Genomic DNA, 23,719 nt, shown 5'->3' with positions numbered 1-23,719 from the left:
CAGCCTCTATTATTCGATAACAACAAGTGGTTGGTCGAATTCAACTGGCTGACCATCGTCAACTAGGATTGCAGTAACTACACCAGATTTGTCTGCTTCGATTTGGTTCATCATCTTCATTGCTTCAACGATACATAGAGTTTCGCCAGCGGTTACTGATTGACCTACTTCGATGAATGCTTTCGCGTCTGGGCTTGGAGCACGGTAGAAAGTACCGACCATTGGAGAAAGAACTTGATGACCCGCTGGTACTGCTGGCGCTGCTGCTTCTGCCGCTGGAGCAGGTGCTGCTGCCGGTGCCGCCGCAGGAGCTGCTGCTGGTGCCGCTGCAACTGGTGCTGCTGCGTATTGAATTGGAGCTGGTGCCGCTGAACCGTTACGGCTGATTCGTACCGACTCTTCACCTTCAGAGATTTCTAGCTCAGCAATGCCAGATTCTTCAACTAACTCGATAAGCTTTTTGATTTTACGGATATCCATTTTTTCTTTCTCTTTTATCTTGTGAATAAGACAGCTCTCTGTGAGCTGCAGAGTGTGTTCATTTACTGTGATAGTAATTAAGCTACTGTGCCTGCAATGTGTTTACGGCAGCAGACAAAGCGAATTCATAACCTTGTGCACCTAGGCCGCAAATCACACCTTGTGCCTTATCTGAGAGATAAGAGTGATGGCGGAAAGGCTCGCGTGCGTGCACGTTGGATAAATGTACTTCAATAAATGGGATAGAAACGCCGAGCAGGGCGTCTCGCAGAGCAACACTAGTATGTGTGAAGGCTGCTGGGTTGATGATAATGAAATCAACTTTGCCAAAAGATTCGTGGATTTTCTCAATCAGTTCATATTCGCGATTTGATTGCAGATGCTCTAGTTCAACACCAGCTTTGTGGGCTTGCTCGGTTAAAGTGTCGATAATCTGTGGTAGGGTTTGAGAACCATAGTGACCCGGTTCGCGTAGACCCAACAGATTTAAATTTGGACCATTTAAGACAAGAATGCGTGATTTAGCTGTCATTGTGCTGCCATCTTCCTACTTCATGATATGAACTGGAATCTTCCCATAATATTTCCGATTCAGCGTGATTGTATTGTCAAATTTTACGCTGGATCTTTAAAATAGACCCAGATTATAGCCAATTCAGCGCATTTAGCAGCAATTTACTGGTCTAATCTCCCGTTTCTGAGATGAAAAACTGCTACCAAGGTAACAAATTTGACTGCTTTGTCTTGGACTTCAGCTCGCTAGATATGTTCCAACAAATAAAAAAGCCGCCACAAATGTGGCGGCTTGGTCTTGTTTTGCTATTTCTATGCAAGTTCGGCTTTTTCGGCGATTAACTTATCAACAACGCTTGGATCGGCCAGTGTTGAGGTGTCGCCTAAGTTGCTGGTATCACCAGTGGCTATCTTGCGTAGGATACGACGCATGATCTTACCGGAGCGAGTTTTCGGTAGAGAATCTGTCCAGTGCAGTACGTCTGGCGTGGCTATTGGGCCAATCTCTTTACGTACCCAGTCCTTCACTTCTTTGTGCAGCTCTGCTGATGGGAACTCACCATCGTTAAGCGTAACGTAAGCGTAAATGGCCTGACCTTTGATGTCATGCGGGATACCAACAATTGCCGCTTCTGCAATCTTATCGTGGGCAACTAAAGCCGATTCAATCTCTGCGGTACCCATACGGTGGCCTGAGACGTTGAGTACGTCATCAACACGGCCTGTGATCCAGTAGTAGCCGTCTTCGTCACGACGGGCACCGTCACTGGTGAAGTACATGCCTTTGAACGTAGAGAAGTACGTTTGCTCAAAGCGCTCATGGTCGCCATAAACAGTACGCATTTGACCTGGCCATGAATCAAGGATCACCAAGTTGCCTTCAGCTGCGGTTTCTTCAATGATGTTACCCATGTTATCGACTAACGCAGGCTGTACGCCAAAGAATGGACGAGTTGCAGAGCCAGGTTTTAGTGCCGTAGCACCTGGTAGTGGAGTTATAAGGATGCCACCGGTTTCGGTTTGCCACCAAGTATCGACAATCGGAGATTTCTCATTACCAATCGTCTTGTAGTACCACTCCCATGCTTCAGGGTTAATTGGTTCACCTACTGAGCCCATAATACGCAGGCTGTCACGAGTAGTGCCATCTACTGCTTCATTGCCTTTTGCCATTAACGCACGAATAGCCGTTGGTGCAGTGTAAAGAATATTGACTTGGTGTTTATCAACAACTTCACTCATGCGGTTGGTGTTCGGGTAGTTCGGCACACCTTCGAACAGGATGGTTTTAGCACCATTAGCTAGAGGGCCGTAGATAAGGTAAGTGTGACCTGTAATCCAACCTACGTCAGCGGTACACCAGAAGGTTTCACCTGGCTGGTAGTCGAAGACATATTTGAAAGTCATGGTGGCGTAAACGAGGTAACCGCCTGTGGTGTGAAGGACACCTTTAGGTTTACCGGTTGAACCTGATGTGTAGAGGATGAAGAGTGGGTCTTCCGCTTTCATTTCTTCTGGTGGGCAATCATCTGAAACAGAGGCCGTTGCTTCATGCCACCAAACATCGCGATGCTCATGCCAGTCAATATCACCACCAGTGCGCTTCAGCACTAGTACTTTATCGATTGTTTTTACTTCTGGGTTGGTCAATGCTTCATCGACGTTCTTTTTCAGCGGAACCGCTCGACCACCGCGCACACCTTCATCGGCTGTGACAACGACTTTGGCATCTGAGTCAATGATACGTCCTGATAGTGCTTCTGGAGAGAAGCCACCGAAAACAACCGTGTGGACTGCACCGATACGAGTACAAGCCAGCATAGCAACAGCCGCTTCAGGTACCATTGGCATGTAAAGACACACGACGTCGCCTTTACGTACACCTTGCTCTTTTAGAGCATTAGAGAAACGGCACACTTCTTTATGCAGTTCGTTGAACGTCAGTGTTTTATCGTCTGCTGGGTCGTCACCTTCCCAGATGATTGCCACGTCGTCACCGCGCTCAGCTAGGTGGCGGTCAATACAGTTTGCAGATACGTTGAGCGTACCATCTTCAAACCAGCGAATATCGACATGGCCTGTGTCAAATGAAGTGTTTTTAACTTTGGTGAAGGGTTTGATCCAATCAACAATCTTACCGTGCTCAGTCCAGAATCCTTCTGGGTCAGAGACAGACTGTTGGTACATGGCGAGGTAGGTATCATTATCCGCATGGGTATTTGTTTTGATATTTTCTTTTACCGGATAAATATGGGCTTCACTCATTGCTTTTCTCCTTGGGCTTAATTCAGAACGAATTGAGCAAGTGTTCGTTTAAAACGTTTTCCACGTTTGTCGAAATTCCCTATATCCGTAACTTTCTAGCACCGAGCGTAATTCGACAATTAGACTTTAGGATGAGAGGCCTGATTCTGCTTAGTATTGAGGAAGCTATGTTTGATTTTGAGAGTTGGATCGTAGGAATCCGTTAGCGGGTATAGGGCAGACTTAAGCTCGGTAAGTCTCCTTTGGTCAGGCGAACAAATACCAGCGCCGCTGAGATGGCATCTTGCAAAGCGTCGTGCTTACTCTGCATCGGTAAATCGAGATGTTTGCAAATGGCTTCCAGACTCAGATCGAAATAGGCGTTGGGTAAGTGTTTCTCCAGTTTGTCGTGGTAAATCTGGCTGACTTCAATCAAGGGGTTGGGGAGAGGAAATCCCAGATGACGTTTACACGCCAGATCAAGAATCTTCTTGTCGTAGCGAATGTGGTATCCCACCAGTGGCCGATTGCCGACAAAAGCCAGTAACTGTGTCAATGCCTGTTTTTCATCGATACCATCGGCCAGATCTGAATGGCGAATCTGATGGATCTTGACCGAATTAGAATCCAGCGATTGGGGAGCTCTTAATCTCACTTCGAAAGGTTGGCTGGTGATGATGCGGTTGTCGATGATTTTGGTCGCTGCGATGGTGACCAGTTCGGCGCGCTTTGGATCTAAGCTGGTGGTTTCACAGTCGAGCGAGACATACTCACCTTTTTGGACTGAGGCAAACAGGGGCTGATAAGGAGAGCCCTTCAATTTGTGATACCAGTAACGGCGCTGAATCCAGTTCATCATTAGTCCCGAATTTGATAGTGGTAGCCAAGGAACTGTTTGAATTTTTTGACCACATGCAGGCTGTGTCGCAGTAAGTCACGTTCCGTGCGTTCGAGCAGTTTGAGGTTGATGCGGTTGTGACTATGTTGATTCGCGACCTGTTGGCTAAGACGGAGTTTAAAGAACAGTTTCAATGCCTCATTGAGGTTGTCCGCGGTTTCTGGCTCTAAGATGCGCTTGTTACGCAACGCTTCAATCCGGTCAAAGGTGTTGTTTTCCTCTAAGCCATATTCCAGTGCTAGGGTACGAATCCCGTGAACGATTGGGAAGATACCGCCACTTTTCAGATCGACTCCTTGTTTATCCGATTTGACGTTGCCAAACAGAGTCAGTGGCAGAGAGAACTGCAAGGCGGGTCGAGTGAAGTCCTGTAGCGCCAGCATATTATTCAGCATCAGCCCTTTGAGGTGTTGTCGCACAGGAGTGAGTAAGGTCTTGTTGCCCGCGACCGCGTGGGCATCGGTGAAAATAGCCAGATCCATGACGTGCTCGGCAGAAGAAGGTTTAGACCAGCGTGTTAATGTTGTCTGCCAGTTACTCTGACTTTTTACCCATTTCGGATTGTTGACCATCACGTTACCCGGGCAAAGTGGGTAGCCTAGTTGTTGTAAAGTGTGGGTCAGTTGAGCCATAACTGTGTCGCACTGAGGCCAGTCCAATCCGTCTCTGATAATCAATGCATTGTCTTGGTCGGTTTTTAAGATCTGTTCCCCGCGCCCTTCTGAGCCTAAAACGATCAGACAGCAATGATCGTGAAGGGCAGGAGGAACAATCAGCTCAAACGCTTTTTCGATAATTTGCTCGTTGACTGCTGAAATCAGCTCCATGATAAAGCGTGTACGAATGCCGTTTCCTAGCAGGCTATCGACTAACTGACGCTGGCGATTGGATGCTAATGCCAGTTCTTCGATGCTGGAAGCGCGGGCTATGCTCAAGGTTAATACATGAGAATGGGTCGAAAAGGCACTGAGAATCTGGGTCATATCCAGCATACCGACTGCTTCTTTACCGTCCGCCACCATGACCCGTTTCAGACGCTGACGGGTCATCTTTATCATCGCGTTAAACAGAAAATCGCCATCGTCGACATGAACCACCGGAAAGGTAGCAATCGCGCTGATTTGAGTATCCAGCGGATGACCGTCAAGCATTACGGCATGCAGCATGTTGGTTCGGGTGACGATAGCGAAAGGCAGCTGATTTGGGTTGTTGGTCAAGCGTGGATCGTCATCATGGAGCCTGACCAAAGCGGCATCAATCCCATTTTGTTTTAAGACCTGAGTGACCTCATTAAGCGGTTGCTCAGGGTTAAGAATCATCGGAGGGTGATAGATATCACGGTCAACTTTAGTGAGAATAAACTCGGCCAGATTCTGTTGCTGCTGGGCAGCTTCAATCAACTGCTGTCGCTTGGCGAGATTGTTATCGAAATAGGCCGCAAACTGGCCATTTTCGTTGTATAGCTCAAGAAAGACCGCTTTAGGCAGCAGATACGTGAGTGTATCTTCCAGCGCGACGTAGTGGTGGCGGACTTTACCTTCAAACAGCGCGCGTACATCAAACAAGTCATCATTGGCGTAATGGGCGAATACTTCCTCTCCATTAGCACTGCGCTCCTCAACAGCGCCTTTAATCAGAATATGCAGGTGCTGGCTGTCCCCATCGGTTGCCAGCAAAACTTCTTTATCTCGGTAGTACGCCACATCCAGCGAAGCACGTAGCTTGTTCTGCTGTCTTTCGTCGAGACGATCAAACGGTGGAGAGTGCATGTTGAATTTATCTGGCATACCGGATCCGCGTGAGAAAAGAAACCATGTTTTAAGTGTGACAAGTTTCCTTTTAAGTGCCAGACGACTTTGGTCGAATTACTCTAATTTAGGATGGCTGTGCGGAAACAGATTGGTGAGTAATCTTCCCTTTTTATTCAGCAAGTAAGCAGAGATAATGCGGCATCCGCTCTCATATCGCATTCAGAGGTCAAAATGCTCAATCCGTCTCCCTATGGCTGGATATCTCAATACTTTGTCGGATTCTTTTTTGCCTATGGTGTCTATCTGCCATTCTGGGCGTTGTGGTTTGAGGAACAGGGTGTTTCAGCTACAGATATCGGCTTATTAGTTGGAATTGGTTTTGCGACTCGTTGTGTCGCCAATATGGTACTAACGCCGCGTATCCATATAGTTGAGCACCTGATGCCCGCGCTGCGCTGGTTGAGCATTGCAGCCCTAATTTTTATCGGTTTTCACTTCTTTACGGGCGGTAGTTTTTGGTTGATGGCAGGTGCAACTGTGCTGTTTAACCTTTGCTGCGGGCCGATTGTGCCGCTGTCTGATGCGATGGCGAACTACTATGCGCGGCTGAAGATGCTCGACTATGGGCGTGCTCGACTGTGGGGATCTGTGGCCTTTATTGCAGGTTCTACGGTGGTCGGCTATCTGGTGGCCAAATTCGGCACTGATATGATTTTGTATACCGCGCTAGCGGGGGTATTTTTTGCCATTTTAGTTGGGATGCGCAACACCAATCCGATGCCTGTCACGACGGAAGAAGAGCAGGCAGAAAGACCGAAACTGACCGAGCTACTAAAGGAGTCTTCCGTCTTGAAGTTCCTCGCTCTGGCGGCTTTGATTCAGGGCAGTCATGCCGCTTACTACAGTTTTAGCTCAATATACTGGAAAGAAGCCGGGCATTCTGAAGATATAATCGGCTATTTATGGAGCTTAGGCGTGGTGGCGGAAGTGGCAATTTTCGCCTTGAGTAAACGCCTGTTTGCCGGCTGGTCGCTACGTGCACTGTTTTTAGTCGCTGCTATTGGAGTCGTGGTTCGCTGGGGGTTGACCGCTTCGACCACGGTTCTGATTGGGCTTGTCTTAATCCAATTACTCCACGGTGTGACGTTTGCCGTCGCACACATTGCTGCTATTCAATACATCCAGCACTCGGAGCCAAGAAAAATGGTCGCCCTGCAAGCACTGTACAATGCGATTCCGCTCGGTGCATTCATCGCTCTGATGACCGCTTTGAGTGGTTGGGGGTATGAGAATTGGGGCGCGAACGTGTTTTGGGCGATGGCGGTGATGGGTATTCTGGCCCTGTTTATTCGTGTTGAACCAAAACGCGAACGTACCTCGGTTATCGACGTTAAAGCACAGAATTAAGCGGAACTGTTTGAGTTCGATTCGCTTCCTTAGTTAAATGAAACCTCTCCAGTATGGAGAGGTTTTTGTTTGTATAAACAAAGCTGCGGAATTCAATTCGATAAGGAAATCAGATGCAAGGCTGGCTAGTGATCACCGTATCACTGATGTACCTCGGACTCCTCTTTCTCATTGCTTGGTATGGCGATAAGCAGCATCGTTGGCTAGCTCGCTGGCGGCCGTGGATCTACAGTTTGTCGATTGCGGTCTACTGTACGTCGTGGACCTTCTATGGCACGGTGGGGCAGGCCAGTAACAATCCGTGGTCATTCCTCCCGATTTACATTGCACCTATCTTGGTGTTCACCCTTGGATGGCGAGTACTAGCTCGCTTGATCATTACCGCTAAGCGCGAACACATTACGTCGATTGCCGACTTTATCGCTGCTCGCTATGGTAAATCTCAAGGCTTAGCCGTCGCCGTCACTCTGATTGCCGTGGCGGGGATCTTGCCCTACATCGCCTTACAGCTGCGTGGTATTACCATGGGGTTGGAGATCGTCTCTCCGGAATTACCGGAAGCATTTAACGCTCGGGGCATGGATGTATCTTGGTTTGTGGTTGGTGCATTGGCGATATTTACCATGTTGTTCGGTACGCGCCACATCGACAACACAGAGCACCATCGTGGAATGATGATGGCGATCGCATTTGAGTCGATCGTCAAGCTGGTGGCATTCCTCGCCGTTGGGTGTTTCATCCTCTATCTGGCGCTCAATCGCAGCGACATTGAGCTGATGTCGATTGCCTCTGACACCTATCAATCACCAAACCTACCGACATTATTAATTCACACTGTGCTGACCATGATGGCGATTGTTTGTCTGCCGCGTCAGTTCCATACCATGGTAGTGGAAAACGAGCGCGCACAGGACTTGCATACGGCGCGCTGGTTATTCCCTGTTTATCTGGTGCTGATGGGCATCTTTGTTTTGCCTATTGCTTGGGTAGGGCAGGGGCTGCTGAGTAGTGCGAGCCCGGATACGTATGTGATCAGCTTACCGATGGCCGTAGGTGCTCAGGATATTGCTTTGCTGGCTTTTCTCGGTGGCACGTCTGCCGCTAGCGGAATGGTTATTGTCTCGACTATTGCGTTAGCCATCATGGTGTCGAACGATCTGGTGATGCCGCTGTTGCTGCGCCGGATGAAGCTTGCTCAGCGAAATCATCGCCACTTTTCAGGCTTATTACTGGTTATTCGACGTGGCTTAATTTTGCTGCTGTTACTTGGGGCATGGGGTTTCTATCAGGCATTAGGCAACATCCACTCTCTATCGGCAATTGGCTTTCTTTCATTTGCGGCTATTACTCAGTTTGCACCTGCTCTTCTGGGCGGAATGTACTGGCGAAATGGCAACCGAAAAGGTGTCTATGTTGGCCTCGCGTTTGGCTTTGGCTTGTGGCTTATTACCCTAATGAGTCAGACCGATATGCTGGCCGGCGATGCCAACAGTAATTTCCTTCTGTGGCTAGTGACACCGCCAGAGGCTTTACAGGCTGTAGGCATCAAAGGTTCTGACTGGGGAATTGTCCTCAGCGTGACGATCAACGCGCTGTGCTATGTAGTAGTTTCGTTAATGACGCGTTCAAGTCTGAGTGAGCGTTTGCAGTCGGCGTCTTTTGTCGGTACGCCAATGCCAGAAAGTGAGAACATCAGCCTCTACCAAAGCCGCGTGACGGTGGGAGAGCTGGAAATGCTAGCTGCGCGATTTGTTGGTCGACAAAGGGTGCGCATTGCGTTTGAGCAATACTGGGCCCAGCAACACGAAACTATGCTGCCAAATCAGCAAGCACCCGCCAGTTTAATCCGCCACACGGAACGGGTGTTGGCTGGCGTCTTTGGCGCCTCTTCAGCAAAGTTGGTCCTGACCTCTGCCCTACAAGGTCGCAACATGCAACTGGAAGAAGTCGCGACCATTGTCGATGAAGCCTCTGAGTTGTATGACTTTAGCCGCGGGCTTCTCCAAGGGGCGATTGAGCATATTGGCCAAGGCATTGCGGTGGTGGATAAGCAGCTTCGTCTGGTGGCATGGAACCAACGATATCTGGAACTGTTTGTATTTCCTCAAGGGTTGATTCAGGTAGGCAGGCCGATAGCGGATGTGATTCGTCACAATGCGGAGCAGGGGCTATGTGGCCCCGGTGACCCAGAAGACCATGTCCGTCGCCGTATCTATCACCTTGAACAAGGCACCCGTCATACTTCTTCACGAGTTCGGCCTGATGGTCGGGTTATTGAAGTGCAGGGCAATCCGATGCCCGGTGGCGGCTTTGTGATGAGTTTTACGGACATTACAGTGTTCCGTGATGCGGAACAGGCACTTAAGGATGCTAACGAAAGTTTGGAAGAGCGGGTTCATGAGCGGACTCAAGAGCTGGAGCAACTCAACAAACAGCTGGTCTCTGCCACTCAACGTTCCGAGCATGAATCTCAGTCGAAATCGCGCTTTCTTGCGGCGGTCAGTCATGATCTGATGCAGCCACTCAATGCCGCCCGCTTGTTTGCTTCATCACTGTCTGAGGTGGCGCAAGAAGAGGAAACCAAGCGTCTCTCCAAGCATATTGAAAGTGCTTTGGAGGCTGCTGAAGATCTGATTGATGACTTGCTTGATATTTCTCGGTTGGAGTCTGGCAAGCTTGATATTAATGTGCATAGCTTTGCAATTAATGATGTTCTCTCCAATCTAAATGCTGAATTCAGTGCGTTGGCAAAACAGCAGGGGATAGAGTTTGAGATGGTGCCAAGCCAGCTGATTGTTCAATCTGACCCGAAACTACTGCGCAGGGTGGTGCAGAACTTCCTAACCAATGCTTTCCGTTACAATCCCAAAGGCAAGGTGGTGCTTGGGGTAAGACGGGTAGGTCAACAGGCGAGGATTGAAGTGTGGGATAACGGCACCGGTATCGATGAAGACAAACAGCAGGAAATTTTTGAAGAGTTTACCCGCGGCAGTCAGGTTCGTTCGGATCAGGGGCTTGGGCTTGGTTTAGCGATTTCGAAAGGCATCGCCCACGTGCTTGGTCATCAAATATCCATGCGTTCGTGGCCCGGTAAAGGCAGTGTATTCTCAATCACACTCCACCGCAGTGCAGAAGCTTTAGTGCAGCCGCAAGCTGCGCCTTCTGCTGCCGTCTCTGACCTCAGCCACCTTAATGTACTCTGTGTCGACAATGAGCCAGAAATCTTGGTCGGGATGGAAAACTTGCTTGCGCGTTGGGGATGTAACGTGCGCACGGCAACCGATATTGTCACTAGTCTGAAATGTCTAGACGAAGAGTGGCTGCCGGACGTGGTTCTCTCCGACTATCGTCTCGATAACGGCCGTACAGGGCTTGAAGTTCTCCAACAGTGTCGCCTGCGCTTGGGAGATAGCTTTGAAGGGGTGATCATCAGTGCTGATCGAACCAACGACATGATGGATGGCATTAAATCTAACGGATTTAGCTTTATTCCTAAGCCAGTTAAACCGCTCAAACTTAGAGCGATTCTGAATCGGGTCTAGGCTTACCAAGCATCCTGTCGCGCGTTTGAATATGACTCAGTGCGTTTAAACAAAAAGGGTTGACGCTTCACGTCAACCCTTTTAGCTATTCTAATTTCGGTTTACTCAGTAAACAGTGTTTCGTATTTCACGAATGCGGTTTGTGTTTCCCCATAATACAGCGTGCCGTCAGATTGAATCGCCACTCTCAACCAGCTGTCTGCTGATGTGGGTTTAGGTAACGTGATATACCAGTTTTGCCCTGCTTGATCGGCTGGTTCCATATTGATTGGTTGCGCGTTCTGCTCTTGGCTGTCGACCAAAGAAAGCTTAACGCCTTCGAGAGAATGGGCTGAATGAAGTGATAACTCAAGATTTTCATCAGTAAGCTTTTCTGAGCGGAACTTGACCTTAAAGTCTCCATTTTCCATATCGCACAAACCACTGGTGTAGCGGCAGTTTGATTTGCTGACCAGTTTGTAGCTCTGGCCTTCTTTGGCGGCATGGGGTTTTTCGCTGACTGCCATGTCAGTGCCGAAATAGGCAATAATGGACAGAATCGGTGCAATCAAAAGAGCGACAATAAAGTGCTTATTTTTGAACATCTTGGCTTCCTTGCGACAACATTTCGAAACTACGGTAACTGAATTAAGAGCAATAAAAAAGCCCCGGACGGGTCGTCCCGTGAGGGGCTTTAATAGTTAAGTGTAGATTAGTGATCTACCGCATCTCCAGCGCCTGCTGGAACACGAACGTGTTCGACCAAATCTTTCACTTCTTGTGGTGTTTCTGCCGTGACTCTCGATACCGCGAATGCAACTAGGAAGTTGAATAGCGCACCGATAGCACCGAAGGCATTAGGTTCGATACCTAGGAACCAGTTGCTGCCCCAGCTTTCTAGGTACTTCCAGTCAGCGATGAACAGGATGCCTTTGTGCTGGAATACGTAGAATAGAGTGATCGTGATACCTGCAATCATACCGGCAATCGCGCCTTCCTTGTTGATGTTCTTACTGAAAATACCCATCATCAAGGCTGGGAAGATGGACGATGCGGCCAGACCGAAGGCCAGTGCCACCGTACCTGCTGCAAAGCCAGGAGGATTTAACCCCAGATAACCGGCGACAGCAATTGCGACCGCCATGGATATCCGGCTCGCCAGTAGCTCTTTCTTCTCAGAGATATTCGGATTTATCACACCTTTGATTAAGTCATGAGATATTGCCGACGATATCGCAAGTAGCAGGCCAGCAGCGGTAGATAGAGCAGCGGCTAAACCACCCGCGGCAACCAGTGCAATAACCCAGTTAGGTAGCTTGGCAATTTCTGGGTTAGCCAATACCATGATGTCACGGTCGACTTTCAGCTCGTTGGTTTCAGCATTTGATGTGTACTGGATGTTGCCATCACCGTTCTTGTCATCAAAGCCAAGTAGGCCAGTTTTTTCCCAGTTTTTGAACCAGTCAGGGCGTTCATCGTAAGCAAGATTTTGACCCGGAGCCGGGTTAACCGTATCCATTAGGTTTAGACGTGCCATTGCAGATACCGCAGGTGCAGTCGTGTATAGAATCGCGATAAAGACTAGCGCCCAGCCTGCTGAAGTACGTGCATCACGTACTTTCGGTACCGTGAAGAAACGGATGATAACGTGCGGTAGACCCGCAGTACCAATCATCAGAGACATGGTGTAGACGAACATGTTCAAGGTATCGCCACGTACTTGGGTGGTATATTCACTGAAGCCGAGTTCGGTGACCACCTGATCAAGCCGATCGAGTAGATAGACATCCGTTCCGGCCATGGTACTGCCGAGACCGATTTGTGGAATTGGGTTACCCGTTAGTTGGAGCGAGATAAAGATAGCTGGAATAGTGTACGCAAGAATAAGTACACAGTACTGAGCAATCTGCGTGTAGGTAATGCCTTTCATGCCGCCCATTACTGCGTACATGAATACAATACACATACCGATCAGTAGACCTGTTGAGTAGTCCACTTCAAGGAATCGACCGAAGGCAACACCAACCCCTTTCATCTGACCGATTACGTAAGTCACTGACGCGATAATCAGACACACAACCGCAACAATACGTGCACCATTGGAGTAGAAACGCTCACCAACGAACTCAGGTACCGTGAACTTACCAAATTTGCGTAGGTAAGGCGCTAAAAGCAGAGCGAGTAGTACATAGCCGCCTGTCCAGCCCATCAGGAATACAGAACCACCGTAGCCCATGAAAGCGATAAGGCCTGCCATTGAAATGAAGGAAGCAGCAGACATCCAGTCTGCGGCGGTTGCCATGCCGTTGGCGATCGGGTTAACCCCGCCCCCTGCAACATAGAACTCTTTAGTTGATCCCGCGCGTGCCCAAATTGCGATACCGATATAAAGGATAAAGGTGGCACCTACAACGAGATAAGTGATTGTTTTCAAATCCATCTGAACTGCTCCTTACTCGTCCACATCAAATTCGCGATCGATTTGGCGCATTTTCCACGCGTAGTAGAAAATAATGCCTAGAAAGGTATAGATGGAACCTTGTTGTGCAAACCAGAAGCCCAGTTTGTAACCACCTATCTGAAATTGGTTAAGCTCGTCGACAAATAGAATGCCGCAGCCAAAAGAAACGACAAACCATATAACCATTAAGCTAATCATCAGTTTTACGTTTTTGTCCCAGTAGGCTTTGGCTCGTTCCTGACTTTCAAACGCCATTGCCGCCTCCTTACGATTGGTTTCGTTGTTAAATAAATGTTTCACCATCTACATTAGCAAGGTGCTGACAAGAACTCTTTGCAACTTTAGTCGCGAGAGAAAAAACAAAAAGCACCTAAAAATCAGGTGCTTAATATTTGAATGATAGATTTTTGTGATGTTAATGTGGTGTTAAATTAGCCTAAGGTCTAATGATGTGTTGATGACTTTATAAAATAATTCAACCAAGGTAGAAGTCTTTGATGCCCAATAACAGGTTGTTTAAAGCCACTGCTGCAAGGATCAACCCCATGACTCGGCTGATGATCGCAGCGCCGACATTGCCAATCCATTTCTGGATATGTGTCGCGCCAAGCAGCAGGAGTAAGGTGATCAACAGAACACTCACCATCACCGCGGCAGTAATGCCTTGGTCGACCAAGGAATAACGGTGGTTGTCGGTCAGCATCACGATCGCCATCATTGCGCCGGGAGAGGCAATTGAAGGGATCGCGAGTGGGTAGACGGCTAAGTCAGCCAGATCGGAGTGGCTGACTTCTTCAGAAAGCTTAGTTTCCTGTTCAGGCTTAGATTCACCAAAAATCATTGTTAGAGCGAACAGCAAGAGTACTAAGCCACCAGCTGCCTGAAACGCAGGTAGAGGAATCTGCATTGCATCCAGCAGCAGCTGACCGGCAATGAGGAAGAACAGAAGTACGCCTGTTGAAATACCTACCGCTTTGAGCGCCACTAAACGGCGTTGCTTGGCAGTAAGGTGTTGAGTTTGGGATAGATAGACCGGAACTGAACCAATCGGATCGATGACGGCCCAGAGAACGACAAATTGAGTGATCAATACGCTAAGCAATGATTTGACTCCCAGAGTTAGTGAAACAGAGGGATGAATAAGTCGATCAGATGACCGACTTGACTATCTTAGCAGATAAATGATCGAGATAGGGTGAAAAAGAAAATTAAGATTCAGATTCTAGCTGCTGAAGTAAAATCACAGCCTGAGTACGGTTTTTAACACCTAACTTTCTAAAGATCGCAGTCATGTGGGCTTTTATCGTTGCTTCAGAAACATTTAACTCATAGGCAATTTGCTTGTTTAGCAGACCATCAGATAACATTCCGAGTACTTTGTATTGCTGTGGCGTTAAAGTGGCAATTTTCTCTGCTAAGTCATTACAAGCTGCGTTGTTGGTGATGGAGCCTTCTGGGAAGAAAGGTTCGCCGCTCAAGACCTGATTCAATGCACTGACCAATTCTCGCATGTCACTCGACTTAGGGATAAAACCAAACGCACCGTGGCTCTTGACCTGAGTGACTACGGAAGGTTCTTCACTGGCCGACACGACCACAATGGGCATGTCCGGGTACTCTGCCCGTAGCTGAATCAGCCCAGACATCCCGTTGGCGCCAGGCATTTTTAAATCAAGCAGCAGAAGGTCGGGTTCGTCTTCTTTGGCAAGAACTGCCAGAAGCGCATCGAGGGAGTCCGCTTCCAATAAATTGGCACCACTAACCGCCATGTGCACAGATTGAAACAGTGCATTACGAAATAAAGGGTGATCGTCGGCGATGATAATGGTGTAGGTCGAGTCCATGACGTTAACTGCTATTGAAAGTTTGCTTACAGGAATTATTGTCACCTTTGAGAGTATGGACAATATCCATACCCTAAAAGTCTGAACTGTATCGGGTTTTATCGCCAAATTGCATATAAATAAACAAGATACAAAAACGCCAGTCGTTAGACTGGCGTGAAGTTAATCCGCTGGTGCTTACAGGCTGTGGGCGTTGATGTGTTGTAAAAACGGCTCTGCCTGCATAAATCCGGTTACTCTGGCGTTGGAGACATGTTGGCCGCTGGCGTCCCAGAACTCTATTGTTGGCAGGCCAAGTACATTCATCTCTTTTAGCAGTGCGATGTCTTGCGGCAGGTTCTTGGTGACATCGGCCTGTAACAGCACAAAATTACGTAGCTTTGCTTCTACATCAGGCTTGTGGAAGGTGTACTTTTCGAACTCTTTACACGCCACACACCAGTCAGCATAGAAGTCGAGCATCACAGGCTTGCCTGCCAGCTTAGCTTGTTCCAACTGGCTGTTGAGGTCATCCACAGTGCTAATGCGTGTAAATTGAATACTAGGCTGCGCTTGTTCTGTATGACCACCAAACCAATAGTTGAGTGCGGGTTGCGCTGAAGCGAATAAGCCAAGAACCGCAATGATACCGACTGCACTTTGTTTCCAGCCGCCAAATGGCAGTGAGTTTTTAACATGGTATAGCCAGCCAAAAGCGGCTAGACCAAGTGCGGACCACAACCCGGTTGCCCAAGTTTCTGGCAGGATACGTTCAAGTAAGAAGATTGGCGCAGCAAGCAGAATAAAGCCAAACAGGGTTTTTACTCTGTCCATCCAGTTACCGGCTTTTGGCAGCAGTTTGTTGCCAAATACCGCAACCAGCATTAGCGGGATGCCCATACCTAAAGCGAGAGCGTACAGTGCGACGCCGCCCGTGAGTAAGTCACCGCTTTGTGCGACGTAGAGCAGTGCGCCTGAAAGCGGCGCTGTGGTGCAAGGGGAGCAGACTAATCCAGAAATTGCACCCATGGCAAACACGCCCAGCGAGCTGCCGCCTTGCTGTTTGTTACTTAGGTTATTGAGCCAAGTCTGCACTGCACTTGGCAGCTGAATGGTGTAGGCACCAAACATCGACAGCGCTAGGGCAACAAACATGACGCTTAAACCAATCAGGACATAAGGGTGTTGCATGGCGGCCTGAAACTGCATACCCGCCGAGGCGACAACCAATCCCAATAAGGTGTAGGTGAGTGCCATCCCTTGAACGTAAATAAACGCCAGGCCTAATGCTCGGCCGTGACTCAGTTTGCCGCTGCCAAGCACAATACTGGTCAAAATCGGATACATCGGCAGTACGCATGGCGTAAACGCAAGGCCAACACCCAGTGCTAAAAACAGTAAGGGGGTCCACCAGCTATCACTTAGGCTGGACGCTAGGCTCGACTCCTGAGAAACCGGCTGTGACGGTTTGACTGGAGTGTCAGTTGGGGCAGAAGAACTTGCGCTGCCAGATGGCGCTGATTGGTCACCAGCGCTGGATTGGAAGCTGGTTAAGTCAACCACGCGAGTCTCTGGTGGGTAGCAAAAGCCAGCTTTTGCACAGCCCTGATACTGGACAATCAGACGGGCGCCATCCTGATAATCGGCCAAAGGCACTTCGACAAACAGAGGTGTGGTATAGATGTTGACCTCACCGAAAAACTCGTCTTTGTAGGGCTGGCCGTCTTCCATTTTCAGCTCGCCTACCGTGACATTTTCGCCGCTGACCGATAAACGGTGTTGGTAGAGGTAGTAATCCTGTTTGACTTGCCAGTCGAGGAAAACCCGATCGCCTTGTTGGTAGGCGTTAAACGGGAAAGCTTGATCGACAGGGACAAAAGTATTGCTCTGATTTCCGAAGCTAGGCGCAGAGTTAGACTGCTCGAAAAGCGCCATAGCAGGGGCAGAAGCTACAGTCAGACATAATAAAATCAGTGAAAAGACGGCACGCATAGAAAAGTCACTTGAGTTAAATTTTCATCATTTTAACTCAATCAGACAGGGGAAAGGGGGAATAAGTTTCATACTCCGACAAATATCGCCAATTCAAAAGCTTAAGTCAGGCCGATACCTGACTTAAGTTGAGATGATGTAGGCAAGACTTAAGCCACACCGAGTCGAGCGCGAACCACTCGTTCGCAGGCATCAATATGATCGGTGTCTTTTGGTATCACGAGGACGGTGTCGTTGCCACCTACTGTACCGAGGATTTCGGTGTGTGGGTCGATGTCGACCAATCGTGCGACAAGCTGGGCACTGCCTGGGTGAGTTTTAACCACCACCATCGCCTGATTATGGGTAATGAATTCAATCTGCGAGGAAATCGATGACTCAACACGCACAGGTGCGGTTTCAACGGTAATGCAATACACCTTTTTACCACAGGCATTCTGGACCTTAACTACCCCAAGCTGAGACAGCAGACGCGAGACCGTAGACTGGCTGATACCTTCAAAGCCAATATCAACCAGTGCTTCGCGCAACTCATTCTGAGTGGTAAAGCTCTGCTGTTGAAGCAGGCGTTTACAGGCTGCGGTCAGGGTTTTGTCTTCAGTGTAATCCACCGAAGCGAGATTTAGAGTTTCACTCATGCGAACTCCTTAAAACATGACGTAGAGATAACTCTTCCTTGCGACCTTCGGCACTTCATTCCCTAGTAGTGCCTTCAGACATTGAGCGGTCACTTCTGTGGTGACTTAAAGATTTGATTCGGGAGTATTTTAACACCAAACAAAGTGTGGCTTTTTGAAAGGGATCACCAATTAAAAACTATTAATTGGTGATTTTATTGGTTGATAATTCTGTGGTGTGTGGATATTTATTCTCAAATGGGAATAAATATCCACAGCACTTTTAAATAGCGTTTGTCAGAGCTGATTAGCGCACTTCTGCCATGATTTCGCGTGAGAATACTTTTTCACAGTAGTGGCATTTGAGCTGAACGTGACTCTGCTTTTGCAGCACTTTAAAGTGGCTTTCGACAGGTTCACCGTGCGAAATACAATTGCTGTTCGGACACTCAAAGACGCTATGAATATGTTCTGGGAGCGCTAAGGTCAGCTTGTTGACCACCTGATATTCCTCAATCTGGTTTACGGTGGCTTTCGGCGCATACAGAGCCAATTGGTTGGCCTGCTCTTTGGTCAAATAGACATTTTCAATCTTGATGAGGTCTTTCTCGCCGAGCGCCGAAGAAGGTAAGTTGAGACCAATGGTGATGCGTTGATTGGTCTTGTGCATTTTAAAAAGTTTGAGCACTTTAATGCCGACGTTAGCAGGAATATGGTCAATCACGCTGCCGTTACGAATGGCTTCTACTTGTAGTTGAGTTTCTTTCACCATGATAATTCTCCTGCAATTAAAGGGTTTCACTAAGAACAAGGGCAAGTAAGGCTTCACGGGCATAGACACCGTTTTCGGCCTGCTCAAAGTAGTAAGCGTGTGGCGTTTTATCGACGTCTGTTGTGATTTCATCGACTCGTGGTAACGGGTGAAGTACCTTCAGGTTTTCACGTGCCTCTTTCAGCGTATCGGCGGTGAGAATGAACGCTGACTTAATGTGAGCGTATTCGGACTCGTCAAAGCGCTCTTTCTGTACGCGCGTCATATACAAGACATCAAGCTCCGGTACGACGTCTTCGATGTTGTTGTGCATACTGAATTTGATGCCTGCCTCTTCGAGTTCTTCACAGATGTAATCGGGCATCGCCAACGCTTCAGGAGCGATAAAGAAGAAGCGAACGTTGTTGAACTTCGCCAGTGCCTGAGTCAGAGAGTGGACAGTACGACCGTATTTAAGGTCACCCACAAACGCGACATTGAGGTTGTCGAGCGTGCCTTGGGTTTCGTAGATAGAAAACAAATCCAGCAGAGTCTGAGTTGGATGCTGATTCGCGCCATCACCCCCGTTGACCACAGGTACGCCATTGGAAAATTCGGACGCTAAACGTGCTGCGCCTTCTTGTGGATGGCGCATCACAAAGGCGTCGACATAAGAAGCAATCACCTGAACTGAGTCGGCCAGTGTCTCCCCCTTTTTCGCCAGTGACGTGTTGCCACCATTGTCGAAGCCAATGATTGTGCCACCGAGGCGCTGCACAGCCGTTTCAAATGACAGCCTGGTGCGAGTGGAAGGTTCAAAGAAGCAGCTGGCCACTACTTTGTTTTTTAGCAGTGTCGGGTTTGGCTCGGCTTTTAGCCTAGCCGCGGTGTCGACGATAAGCTCTAGCTCGCTGCGGCTGAGCTCAGGAATGGAGATAATGTGCTTGTTAAATAACGAATGCGCCATAGCAGTGTTTCCTCGTCTCAATGGGTGAGTTTGTCCAACCCTTGTAGATTGCTAATCCATGGGTTGATGTAAATTTCAGACAAAAAAAAGCCTCCTAAATAGGAGGCTTGAAAAGGATCGACAGAATAAAATGAAACCACACATGCTCCTGAGTCAGGGCATAAGTTAAGCCAACATTGAGTGGTTGCTGACAGGTTCATTTTGATCCTCCGAAGACAAATTGCGGAGGATTATACGGACAAAAAAAGCCAACGCAAGCGTTTGCGTAAAGTATTCATAAATTGGATTTTTATGCGTATTTCGCCTATTTTAGCGACACGTTTGCAGCGGTTGTGCTGTCTTGCATTGAGAACGATGATGAATCCTTAAGTGTGAAAAAAAATGCGGGCTTTATTCAGCATGTTTTTGATACATGATGAACGCCACCCGCATTTCCCTGCAAACAATACTCAGTCTAATTTGAGTATGATTACTTTTAATCGATGATATTAGTCACCTAGTGTAGCTACCATCACCGCTTTGATGGTGTGCATACGGTTTTCAGCTTCGTCGAACACAATAGAGTAGTCAGATTCAACCACCTCATCAGTCACTTCACAGCCGTTTTTAAGCATTGGGTATTCTTCAGCAAGCTGTTTACCGACCGTGGTATCTTCGCCGTGGAAGGCAGGTAGGCAGTGCATGAATTTCACATGAGGATTACCTGTTGCTTTGATCATTTCCATGTTGACTTGGTAAGGCAGCATGAGGTTGATACGCTCTGCCCATGCTTCTTTTGCTTCGCCCATCGATACCCACACATCCGTGTACAGGTAGTCACAACCTTGAACGCCTTCTTGAACATCTTCAGTCAGTGTAATTTTCGCACCGGTTGTTTCAGCAATCTCACGGCACTGTGCGACAAGTGCTTCTTCTGGCCAGAACTGCTTAGGCGCGACGAGACGAATATCCATGCCCATCTTAGCGGCGCCAACCATCAGAGAGTTGCCCATGTTGTTGCGCGCATCACCTAGGTAGGCAAACTTCATTTCGTGTAGCTGTTTGCCACGGCCATGTTCCATCATAGTTAGGAAGTCAGCGAGAATTTGCGTCGGGTGGAACTCATCGGTCAGGCCATTCCATACCGGTACACCGGCGTAAGCGCCCAGCTCTTCGACAATTTCCTGACCAAATCCGCGGTACTCGATGCCATCGTACATGCGGCCTAAAACACGAGCGGTATCTTTCATCGATTCTTTGTGACCAATCTGAGAGCCTGTTGGGCCTAAGTAAGAAACTTGAGCGCCTTGGTCAAAAGCCGCAACTTCAAAGGCACAACGGGTACGAGTCGACGTTTTCTCGAAGATCAGAGCGATGTTTTTACCTTTCAGACGAGGCTGCTCATAGCCGTTGTATTTCGCTTTTTTCAACTCCACGGATAGGTCCAACATGTGTTGAATTTCACGCGGAGTAAAGTCTAATAATTTTAGGAAGTTACGGTTGCGTAGGTTGAAAGCCATGATGTTTTCCTTCTTATCGATGTGCACTTTCTCGTTGCAGGGAAAGAGGTAAGAAAGTGCAGTAATGAATTTGAGTGATTGTTTGTTTCATCTCAGCCCTGACTCAAGTCAGGACTGCTGGTAATTAGCCTTTGGTGATATTGGTGCCTGCCGTGCCCTGAAGAATGCGTAAACCATCTTCCAGTGAGCCGATACCGACCACTTTGCCACCTTGCTTGACGAACTCGCATGACGCTTCGATTTTTGGCCCCATTGAGCCGGCGTCAAACTGGTACTGTGCTAATTCGGTTGGGTTCGTGCTGCGCAGCGCATGTTGAGTAGGCTTGCCCCAATCGAGGTAAACCGCATCTGCGTCAGTGAGGATAAGCAAAGCGTCAGCATTTAGCTGCTTAGCCAGGAATGCTGCGGACATGTCCTTATCAATCACAGCTTCAACACCAACCAGTTTGCCATTCTCTTTTTTGACTGGGATGCCGCCACCACCAGTACAAATCACTAAGTGACCTTCGTCGATGAGCTTGGTGATCGCGTCGTGCTCGATGATGCCTGTTGGTTGTGGGCTAGGTACGACGCGGCGGAAGTGCTGACCATCTGGTTTGATGGTCCAGTGGTATTTCTCAGCCAGTTCACGAGCCTCGGCTTCTTCATAAATTGGGCCGATGGGTTTGGTTGGATCGGCAAATGCAGGGTCATTAGGGTCCACTGTCATCTGCGTTAACATGCAAGTGGCATTGACGTTTGGCATTTGGTTTTTGAACTCTTGCATTAGCATGTAACCAATCATGCCTTGCGTTTCACTGCCCAGAACATCCAGTGGGTATGGTGCTACTTTCTTGTATTCCAAACCTTGTAATGCCAACAAGCCAACCTGTGGGCCATTACCGTGTACCAGTACGACGTTGTATTCCTGAGCAATTTCCGAAATGGTTTTGACGGCAATTTCGATGTTCTGACGTTGTACTTCGGCTTCCAATGGCTCACCGCGGCGAAGTAGGGCGTTTCCACCAAGTGCGACAACTACAGTTTGTTTTGTCATTGCTTTAATCTCTCTGCTGAGGGCGAGAGCTAAGTCGCTCTCGCCAACTTATCCGTTACTTAAATACCATCACGTTCGATTGGGCAGCTCATGCAGCGCGCGCCGCCACGGCCACGACCCAGCTCATCGCCCGGAATAGGCAATACTGTGATGCCCGCTTTGTCGTACTTCTCGTTGGTGTAGGTATTGCCTTCGTATCCGATCACGACGCCAGGCTTAACGGTGAGAACGTTGTTAGCGTCGTTCCACTGTTCACGTTCCGCGTTGAAGTTGTCACCGCCAGTGGTGATAAGGTTGAGTTGGTCGACACCAAGAGCTTTCTCGATAGCCGTCACGAAGTAACCTTCTTCTTTGACGTTCACAGCGCCAGACGCATCACCAGTCAGGCTCCAGCACTTCACATCTTTGCGCATCACTTCTGGGTAAACAGAGAAGGTATCTTCACGCATATGAGTCATGACGGTGTCTAAGTGCATGCATGAACGATGTTTTGGCAGCTCCATCGCAATCACTTGTTTAGCTTGACCATGTTTGAACAAGCCAGAAGCAAGATGCTCAACACCTTGAGCGGTTGTGCGCTCTGACATACCAATCAGCACGGCGTCTTTACCAATGACTAAGACATCGCCGCCTTCAATGGTGGAGTTGTCGTAGATTTTCTCTTCATCACCGAAGTATTTGATGAAGTCCTGACCAGCAAAGCTTGGGTGCCAGCGGTAGATAGCACGAACGTGGTTGGTTTCACGTTGACGGGCTGGTTTCGCCATTGGGTTGATAGAGACACCGCCATAGACCCAGCAAGAAGTGTCGCGGGTAAATAGGTGGTTTGGTAATGGCTCAATGATGAAATCTGTTGGTGCATGAAGCCCCTGCATCATAGATGAGGATTTCATCGGCATTTCAGCATAAGAAAGACCACCGGTAAGAATCTTAGCCAGCTCAACATTGGGTAAGTCACCTAAGTAGCAACGAACGTCATTGGCAAAAGTTTTACCTAAACGGTAATCCGATACCTGACGACTTAGCAGCCAGTCTTTGGCTTCTGCTACCGCCAGCGTGTCTGCAAGTAAGTCAGTAAGCAGTAACACTTCCACACCTTGGTCGCGCAGAGTTTGGGTGAACACATCGTGCTCTTTACCTGCACGCTCGACGGCAAGTACGTCATCAAATAGCAGATCGTGGCAGTTGGAAGGCGTCAGGTGAGTCAGTGCTCGTCTTGGGCGATGCACCAGAACGCGACGTAATTGACCGATTTCAGAACCTACGTATAACTTACTCATGATCGTATCTCTCTTATATTTTTAATTAGTTTTAAAACTTAAAAAACTAATATTTAATTTGTAGGGAATAGAAGAGCGAATTTATTTATTCACTTATTTTGTTTCTGGAATTCATATTACGCTTGTCTGGGTAGGAATCTTAGAGATCAATCACAGTTCGTTTTTTATGCCTAAAGCCAGTGTTTTCAAGGGGTTTAACAATATCTATGCAGTTGTTATTGGTATGTGAACCCCCTATTTAACCATTTAAGGGGGAAGTTTATGCATAAGTTAAGGTTGAATGTCTGATTAATATCCTTACCAAGGAAAAATATTCAAATTTAAATTGTTTACAAAGGGTATATTAGATTGAAATTATGCACTCTAACTTTCTAGATAATTGCTTTTAAGTGTTGAGCTATTCGTTTTATAACAAAACTTTTGATAATAAATTTAATGTCGATCACATATTAAATTCGTAGGATTATTTTAGAGAATTA

Annotated in this window: 19 protein-coding genes; 2 read left to right on the top strand and 17 right to left on the bottom strand. The window is 48.0% G+C overall.

Translation table 11 applies throughout. The features are described from left to right. Positions 1 to 9 precede the first annotated feature (9 nt). The 5 genes from accB to VIC_RS25395 form a co-directional block, all read right to left on the bottom strand. A complete protein-coding gene (gene accB, locus VIC_RS25415) occupies positions 10 to 480 on the bottom strand; it encodes an acetyl-CoA carboxylase biotin carboxyl carrier protein (RefSeq protein WP_006963272.1) in 471 nt (156 codons plus the stop codon). Positions 481 to 562: 82 nt separating this feature from the next. After that, positions 563 to 1,012: a type II 3-dehydroquinate dehydratase gene (gene aroQ, locus VIC_RS25410; RefSeq protein ID WP_006963271.1), complete on the bottom strand. Its 450-nt coding sequence runs from the start codon at positions 1,010 to 1,012 to the stop codon at positions 563 to 565. Positions 1,013 to 1,305: 293 nt separating this feature from the next. Further along, the gene (gene acs, locus VIC_RS25405) at positions 1,306 to 3,258 is read right to left on the bottom strand and encodes an acetate--CoA ligase (RefSeq protein WP_006963270.1); all 1,953 of its coding nucleotides are present in this window, start codon (positions 3,256 to 3,258) and stop codon (positions 1,306 to 1,308) included. 202 nt (positions 3,259 to 3,460) lie between these two features. Further along, positions 3,461 to 4,093 (bottom strand): 3'-5' exonuclease, encoded by a 633-nt coding sequence (locus VIC_RS25400; protein WP_006963269.1) that lies wholly within the window; start codon positions 4,091 to 4,093, stop codon positions 3,461 to 3,463. A gap of 2 nt (positions 4,094 to 4,095) precedes the next feature. Beyond that, on the bottom strand, positions 4,096 to 5,922 hold the full coding sequence (locus VIC_RS25395) for a DUF294 nucleotidyltransferase-like domain-containing protein (protein WP_006963268.1): 1,827 nt from the start codon (positions 5,920 to 5,922) through the stop codon (positions 4,096 to 4,098). A gap of 195 nt (positions 5,923 to 6,117) precedes the next feature. Here VIC_RS25395 and VIC_RS25390 point away from each other — a divergent pair, with 195 nt between their 5' ends. Beyond that, the gene (locus VIC_RS25390) at positions 6,118 to 7,293 is read left to right on the top strand and encodes a 3-phenylpropionate MFS transporter (protein ID WP_006963267.1); all 1,176 of its coding nucleotides are present in this window, start codon (positions 6,118 to 6,120) and stop codon (positions 7,291 to 7,293) included. A gap of 113 nt (positions 7,294 to 7,406) precedes the next feature. Then, positions 7,407 to 10,835, top strand: a complete 3,429-nt coding sequence (locus VIC_RS25385; protein ID WP_006963266.1) for a PAS domain-containing hybrid sensor histidine kinase/response regulator — start codon at positions 7,407 to 7,409, stop codon at positions 10,833 to 10,835. A gap of 101 nt (positions 10,836 to 10,936) precedes the next feature. Here VIC_RS25385 and VIC_RS25380 read toward each other — a convergent pair whose 3' ends face one another. From VIC_RS25380 to arcA, 12 genes are all read right to left on the bottom strand, one after another. Then, a complete protein-coding gene (locus VIC_RS25380; RefSeq protein ID WP_006963265.1) occupies positions 10,937 to 11,419 on the bottom strand; it encodes a hypothetical protein in 483 nt (160 codons plus the stop codon). Between the two features lie 107 nt (positions 11,420 to 11,526). Next, entirely contained in the window at positions 11,527 to 13,254 is a 1,728-nt protein-coding gene (locus tag VIC_RS25375; RefSeq protein WP_006963264.1) for a sodium:solute symporter family protein, read from the bottom strand. A gap of 12 nt (positions 13,255 to 13,266) precedes the next feature. Continuing rightward, positions 13,267 to 13,530 carry a DUF4212 domain-containing protein gene (locus VIC_RS25370; protein ID WP_006963263.1) on the bottom strand — a complete coding sequence of 88 codons (264 nt, stop codon included), beginning with the start codon at positions 13,528 to 13,530 and terminating at the stop codon, positions 13,267 to 13,269. Between the two features lie 220 nt (positions 13,531 to 13,750). Continuing rightward, on the bottom strand, positions 13,751 to 14,377 hold the full coding sequence (locus VIC_RS25365) for a MarC family protein (RefSeq protein WP_006963262.1): 627 nt from the start codon (positions 14,375 to 14,377) through the stop codon (positions 13,751 to 13,753). Positions 14,378 to 14,483: 106 nt separating this feature from the next. Continuing rightward, complete coding sequence (locus VIC_RS25360; protein ID WP_006963261.1) at positions 14,484 to 15,119, bottom strand: response regulator transcription factor; 636 nt, start codon at positions 15,117 to 15,119, stop codon at positions 14,484 to 14,486. 177 nt (positions 15,120 to 15,296) lie between these two features. Next, on the bottom strand, positions 15,297 to 17,090 hold the full coding sequence (locus VIC_RS25355) for a protein-disulfide reductase DsbD (protein ID WP_006963260.1): 1,794 nt from the start codon (positions 17,088 to 17,090) through the stop codon (positions 15,297 to 15,299). A 149-nt stretch (positions 17,091 to 17,239) separates the two neighbouring features. Beyond that, positions 17,240 to 17,728 carry an arginine repressor gene (locus tag VIC_RS25350; protein ID WP_006963259.1) on the bottom strand — a complete coding sequence of 163 codons (489 nt, stop codon included), beginning with the start codon at positions 17,726 to 17,728 and terminating at the stop codon, positions 17,240 to 17,242. A 286-nt stretch (positions 17,729 to 18,014) separates the two neighbouring features. Beyond that, the gene (pyrI, locus tag VIC_RS25345; protein ID WP_006963258.1) at positions 18,015 to 18,479 is read right to left on the bottom strand and encodes an aspartate carbamoyltransferase regulatory subunit; all 465 of its coding nucleotides are present in this window, start codon (positions 18,477 to 18,479) and stop codon (positions 18,015 to 18,017) included. A 16-nt stretch (positions 18,480 to 18,495) separates the two neighbouring features. Next, complete coding sequence (gene pyrB / locus VIC_RS25340) at positions 18,496 to 19,425, bottom strand: aspartate carbamoyltransferase (RefSeq protein WP_006963257.1); 930 nt, start codon at positions 19,423 to 19,425, stop codon at positions 18,496 to 18,498. Between the two features lie 488 nt (positions 19,426 to 19,913). After that, entirely contained in the window at positions 19,914 to 20,924 is a 1,011-nt protein-coding gene (locus VIC_RS25335; protein ID WP_006963254.1) for an ornithine carbamoyltransferase, read from the bottom strand. Positions 20,925 to 21,048: 124 nt separating this feature from the next. After that, positions 21,049 to 21,960 carry a carbamate kinase gene (gene arcC, locus VIC_RS25330; RefSeq protein ID WP_006963253.1) on the bottom strand — a complete coding sequence of 304 codons (912 nt, stop codon included), beginning with the start codon at positions 21,958 to 21,960 and terminating at the stop codon, positions 21,049 to 21,051. 59 nt (positions 21,961 to 22,019) lie between these two features. Then, a complete protein-coding gene (gene arcA, locus VIC_RS25325; RefSeq protein ID WP_006963252.1) occupies positions 22,020 to 23,240 on the bottom strand; it encodes an arginine deiminase in 1,221 nt (406 codons plus the stop codon). Between the last annotated feature and the right edge of the window lie 479 nt (positions 23,241 to 23,719).

It is taken from the genome of Vibrio coralliilyticus ATCC BAA-450, assembly GCF_000176135.1.
Lineage (GTDB): Bacteria > Pseudomonadota > Gammaproteobacteria > Enterobacterales > Vibrionaceae > Vibrio > Vibrio coralliilyticus.
The sequence above is the reverse complement of the archived record's forward strand: the minus strand, read 5'-3'. Positions and strand labels throughout refer to the sequence as shown.

What these genes read in the sequence shown, in the direction of transcription:
- VIC_RS25350 (WP_006963259.1), bottom strand. Translation starts at nt 17,728, where the DNA reads ATGAGTGAAACTCTAAATCTCGCTTCGGTGGATTACACTGAAGACAAA.
- aroQ (WP_006963271.1), bottom strand. Translation starts at nt 1,012, where the DNA reads ATGACAGCTAAATCACGCATTCTTGTCTTAAATGGTCCAAATTTAAAT.
- VIC_RS25400 (WP_006963269.1), bottom strand. Translation starts at nt 4,093, where the DNA reads ATGAACTGGATTCAGCGCCGTTACTGGTATCACAAATTGAAGGGCTCT.
- VIC_RS25375 (WP_006963264.1), bottom strand. Translation starts at nt 13,254, where the DNA reads ATGGATTTGAAAACAATCACTTATCTCGTTGTAGGTGCCACCTTTATC.
- VIC_RS25380 (WP_006963265.1), bottom strand. Translation starts at nt 11,419, where the DNA reads ATGTTCAAAAATAAGCACTTTATTGTCGCTCTTTTGATTGCACCGATT.
- arcC (WP_006963253.1), bottom strand. Translation starts at nt 21,960, where the DNA reads ATGACAAAACAAACTGTAGTTGTCGCACTTGGTGGAAACGCCCTACTT.
- VIC_RS25355 (WP_006963260.1), bottom strand. Translation starts at nt 17,090, where the DNA reads ATGCGTGCCGTCTTTTCACTGATTTTATTATGTCTGACTGTAGCTTCT.
- pyrB (WP_006963257.1), bottom strand. Translation starts at nt 19,425, where the DNA reads ATGGCGCATTCGTTATTTAACAAGCACATTATCTCCATTCCTGAGCTC.
- VIC_RS25360 (WP_006963261.1), bottom strand. Translation starts at nt 15,119, where the DNA reads ATGGACTCGACCTACACCATTATCATCGCCGACGATCACCCTTTATTT.
- VIC_RS25390 (WP_006963267.1), top strand. Translation starts at nt 6,118, where the DNA reads ATGCTCAATCCGTCTCCCTATGGCTGGATATCTCAATACTTTGTCGGA.
- VIC_RS25335 (WP_006963254.1), bottom strand. Translation starts at nt 20,924, where the DNA reads ATGGCTTTCAACCTACGCAACCGTAACTTCCTAAAATTATTAGACTTT.
- VIC_RS25395 (WP_006963268.1), bottom strand. Translation starts at nt 5,922, where the DNA reads ATGCCAGATAAATTCAACATGCACTCTCCACCGTTTGATCGTCTCGAC.
- acs (WP_006963270.1), bottom strand. Translation starts at nt 3,258, where the DNA reads ATGAGTGAAGCCCATATTTATCCGGTAAAAGAAAATATCAAAACAAAT.
- VIC_RS25370 (WP_006963263.1), bottom strand. Translation starts at nt 13,530, where the DNA reads ATGGCGTTTGAAAGTCAGGAACGAGCCAAAGCCTACTGGGACAAAAAC.
- arcA (WP_006963252.1), bottom strand. Translation starts at nt 23,240, where the DNA reads ATGAGTAAGTTATACGTAGGTTCTGAAATCGGTCAATTACGTCGCGTT.
- pyrI (WP_006963258.1), bottom strand. Translation starts at nt 18,479, where the DNA reads ATGGTGAAAGAAACTCAACTACAAGTAGAAGCCATTCGTAACGGCAGC.
- VIC_RS25385 (WP_006963266.1), top strand. Translation starts at nt 7,407, where the DNA reads ATGCAAGGCTGGCTAGTGATCACCGTATCACTGATGTACCTCGGACTC.
- accB (WP_006963272.1), bottom strand. Translation starts at nt 480, where the DNA reads ATGGATATCCGTAAAATCAAAAAGCTTATCGAGTTAGTTGAAGAATCT.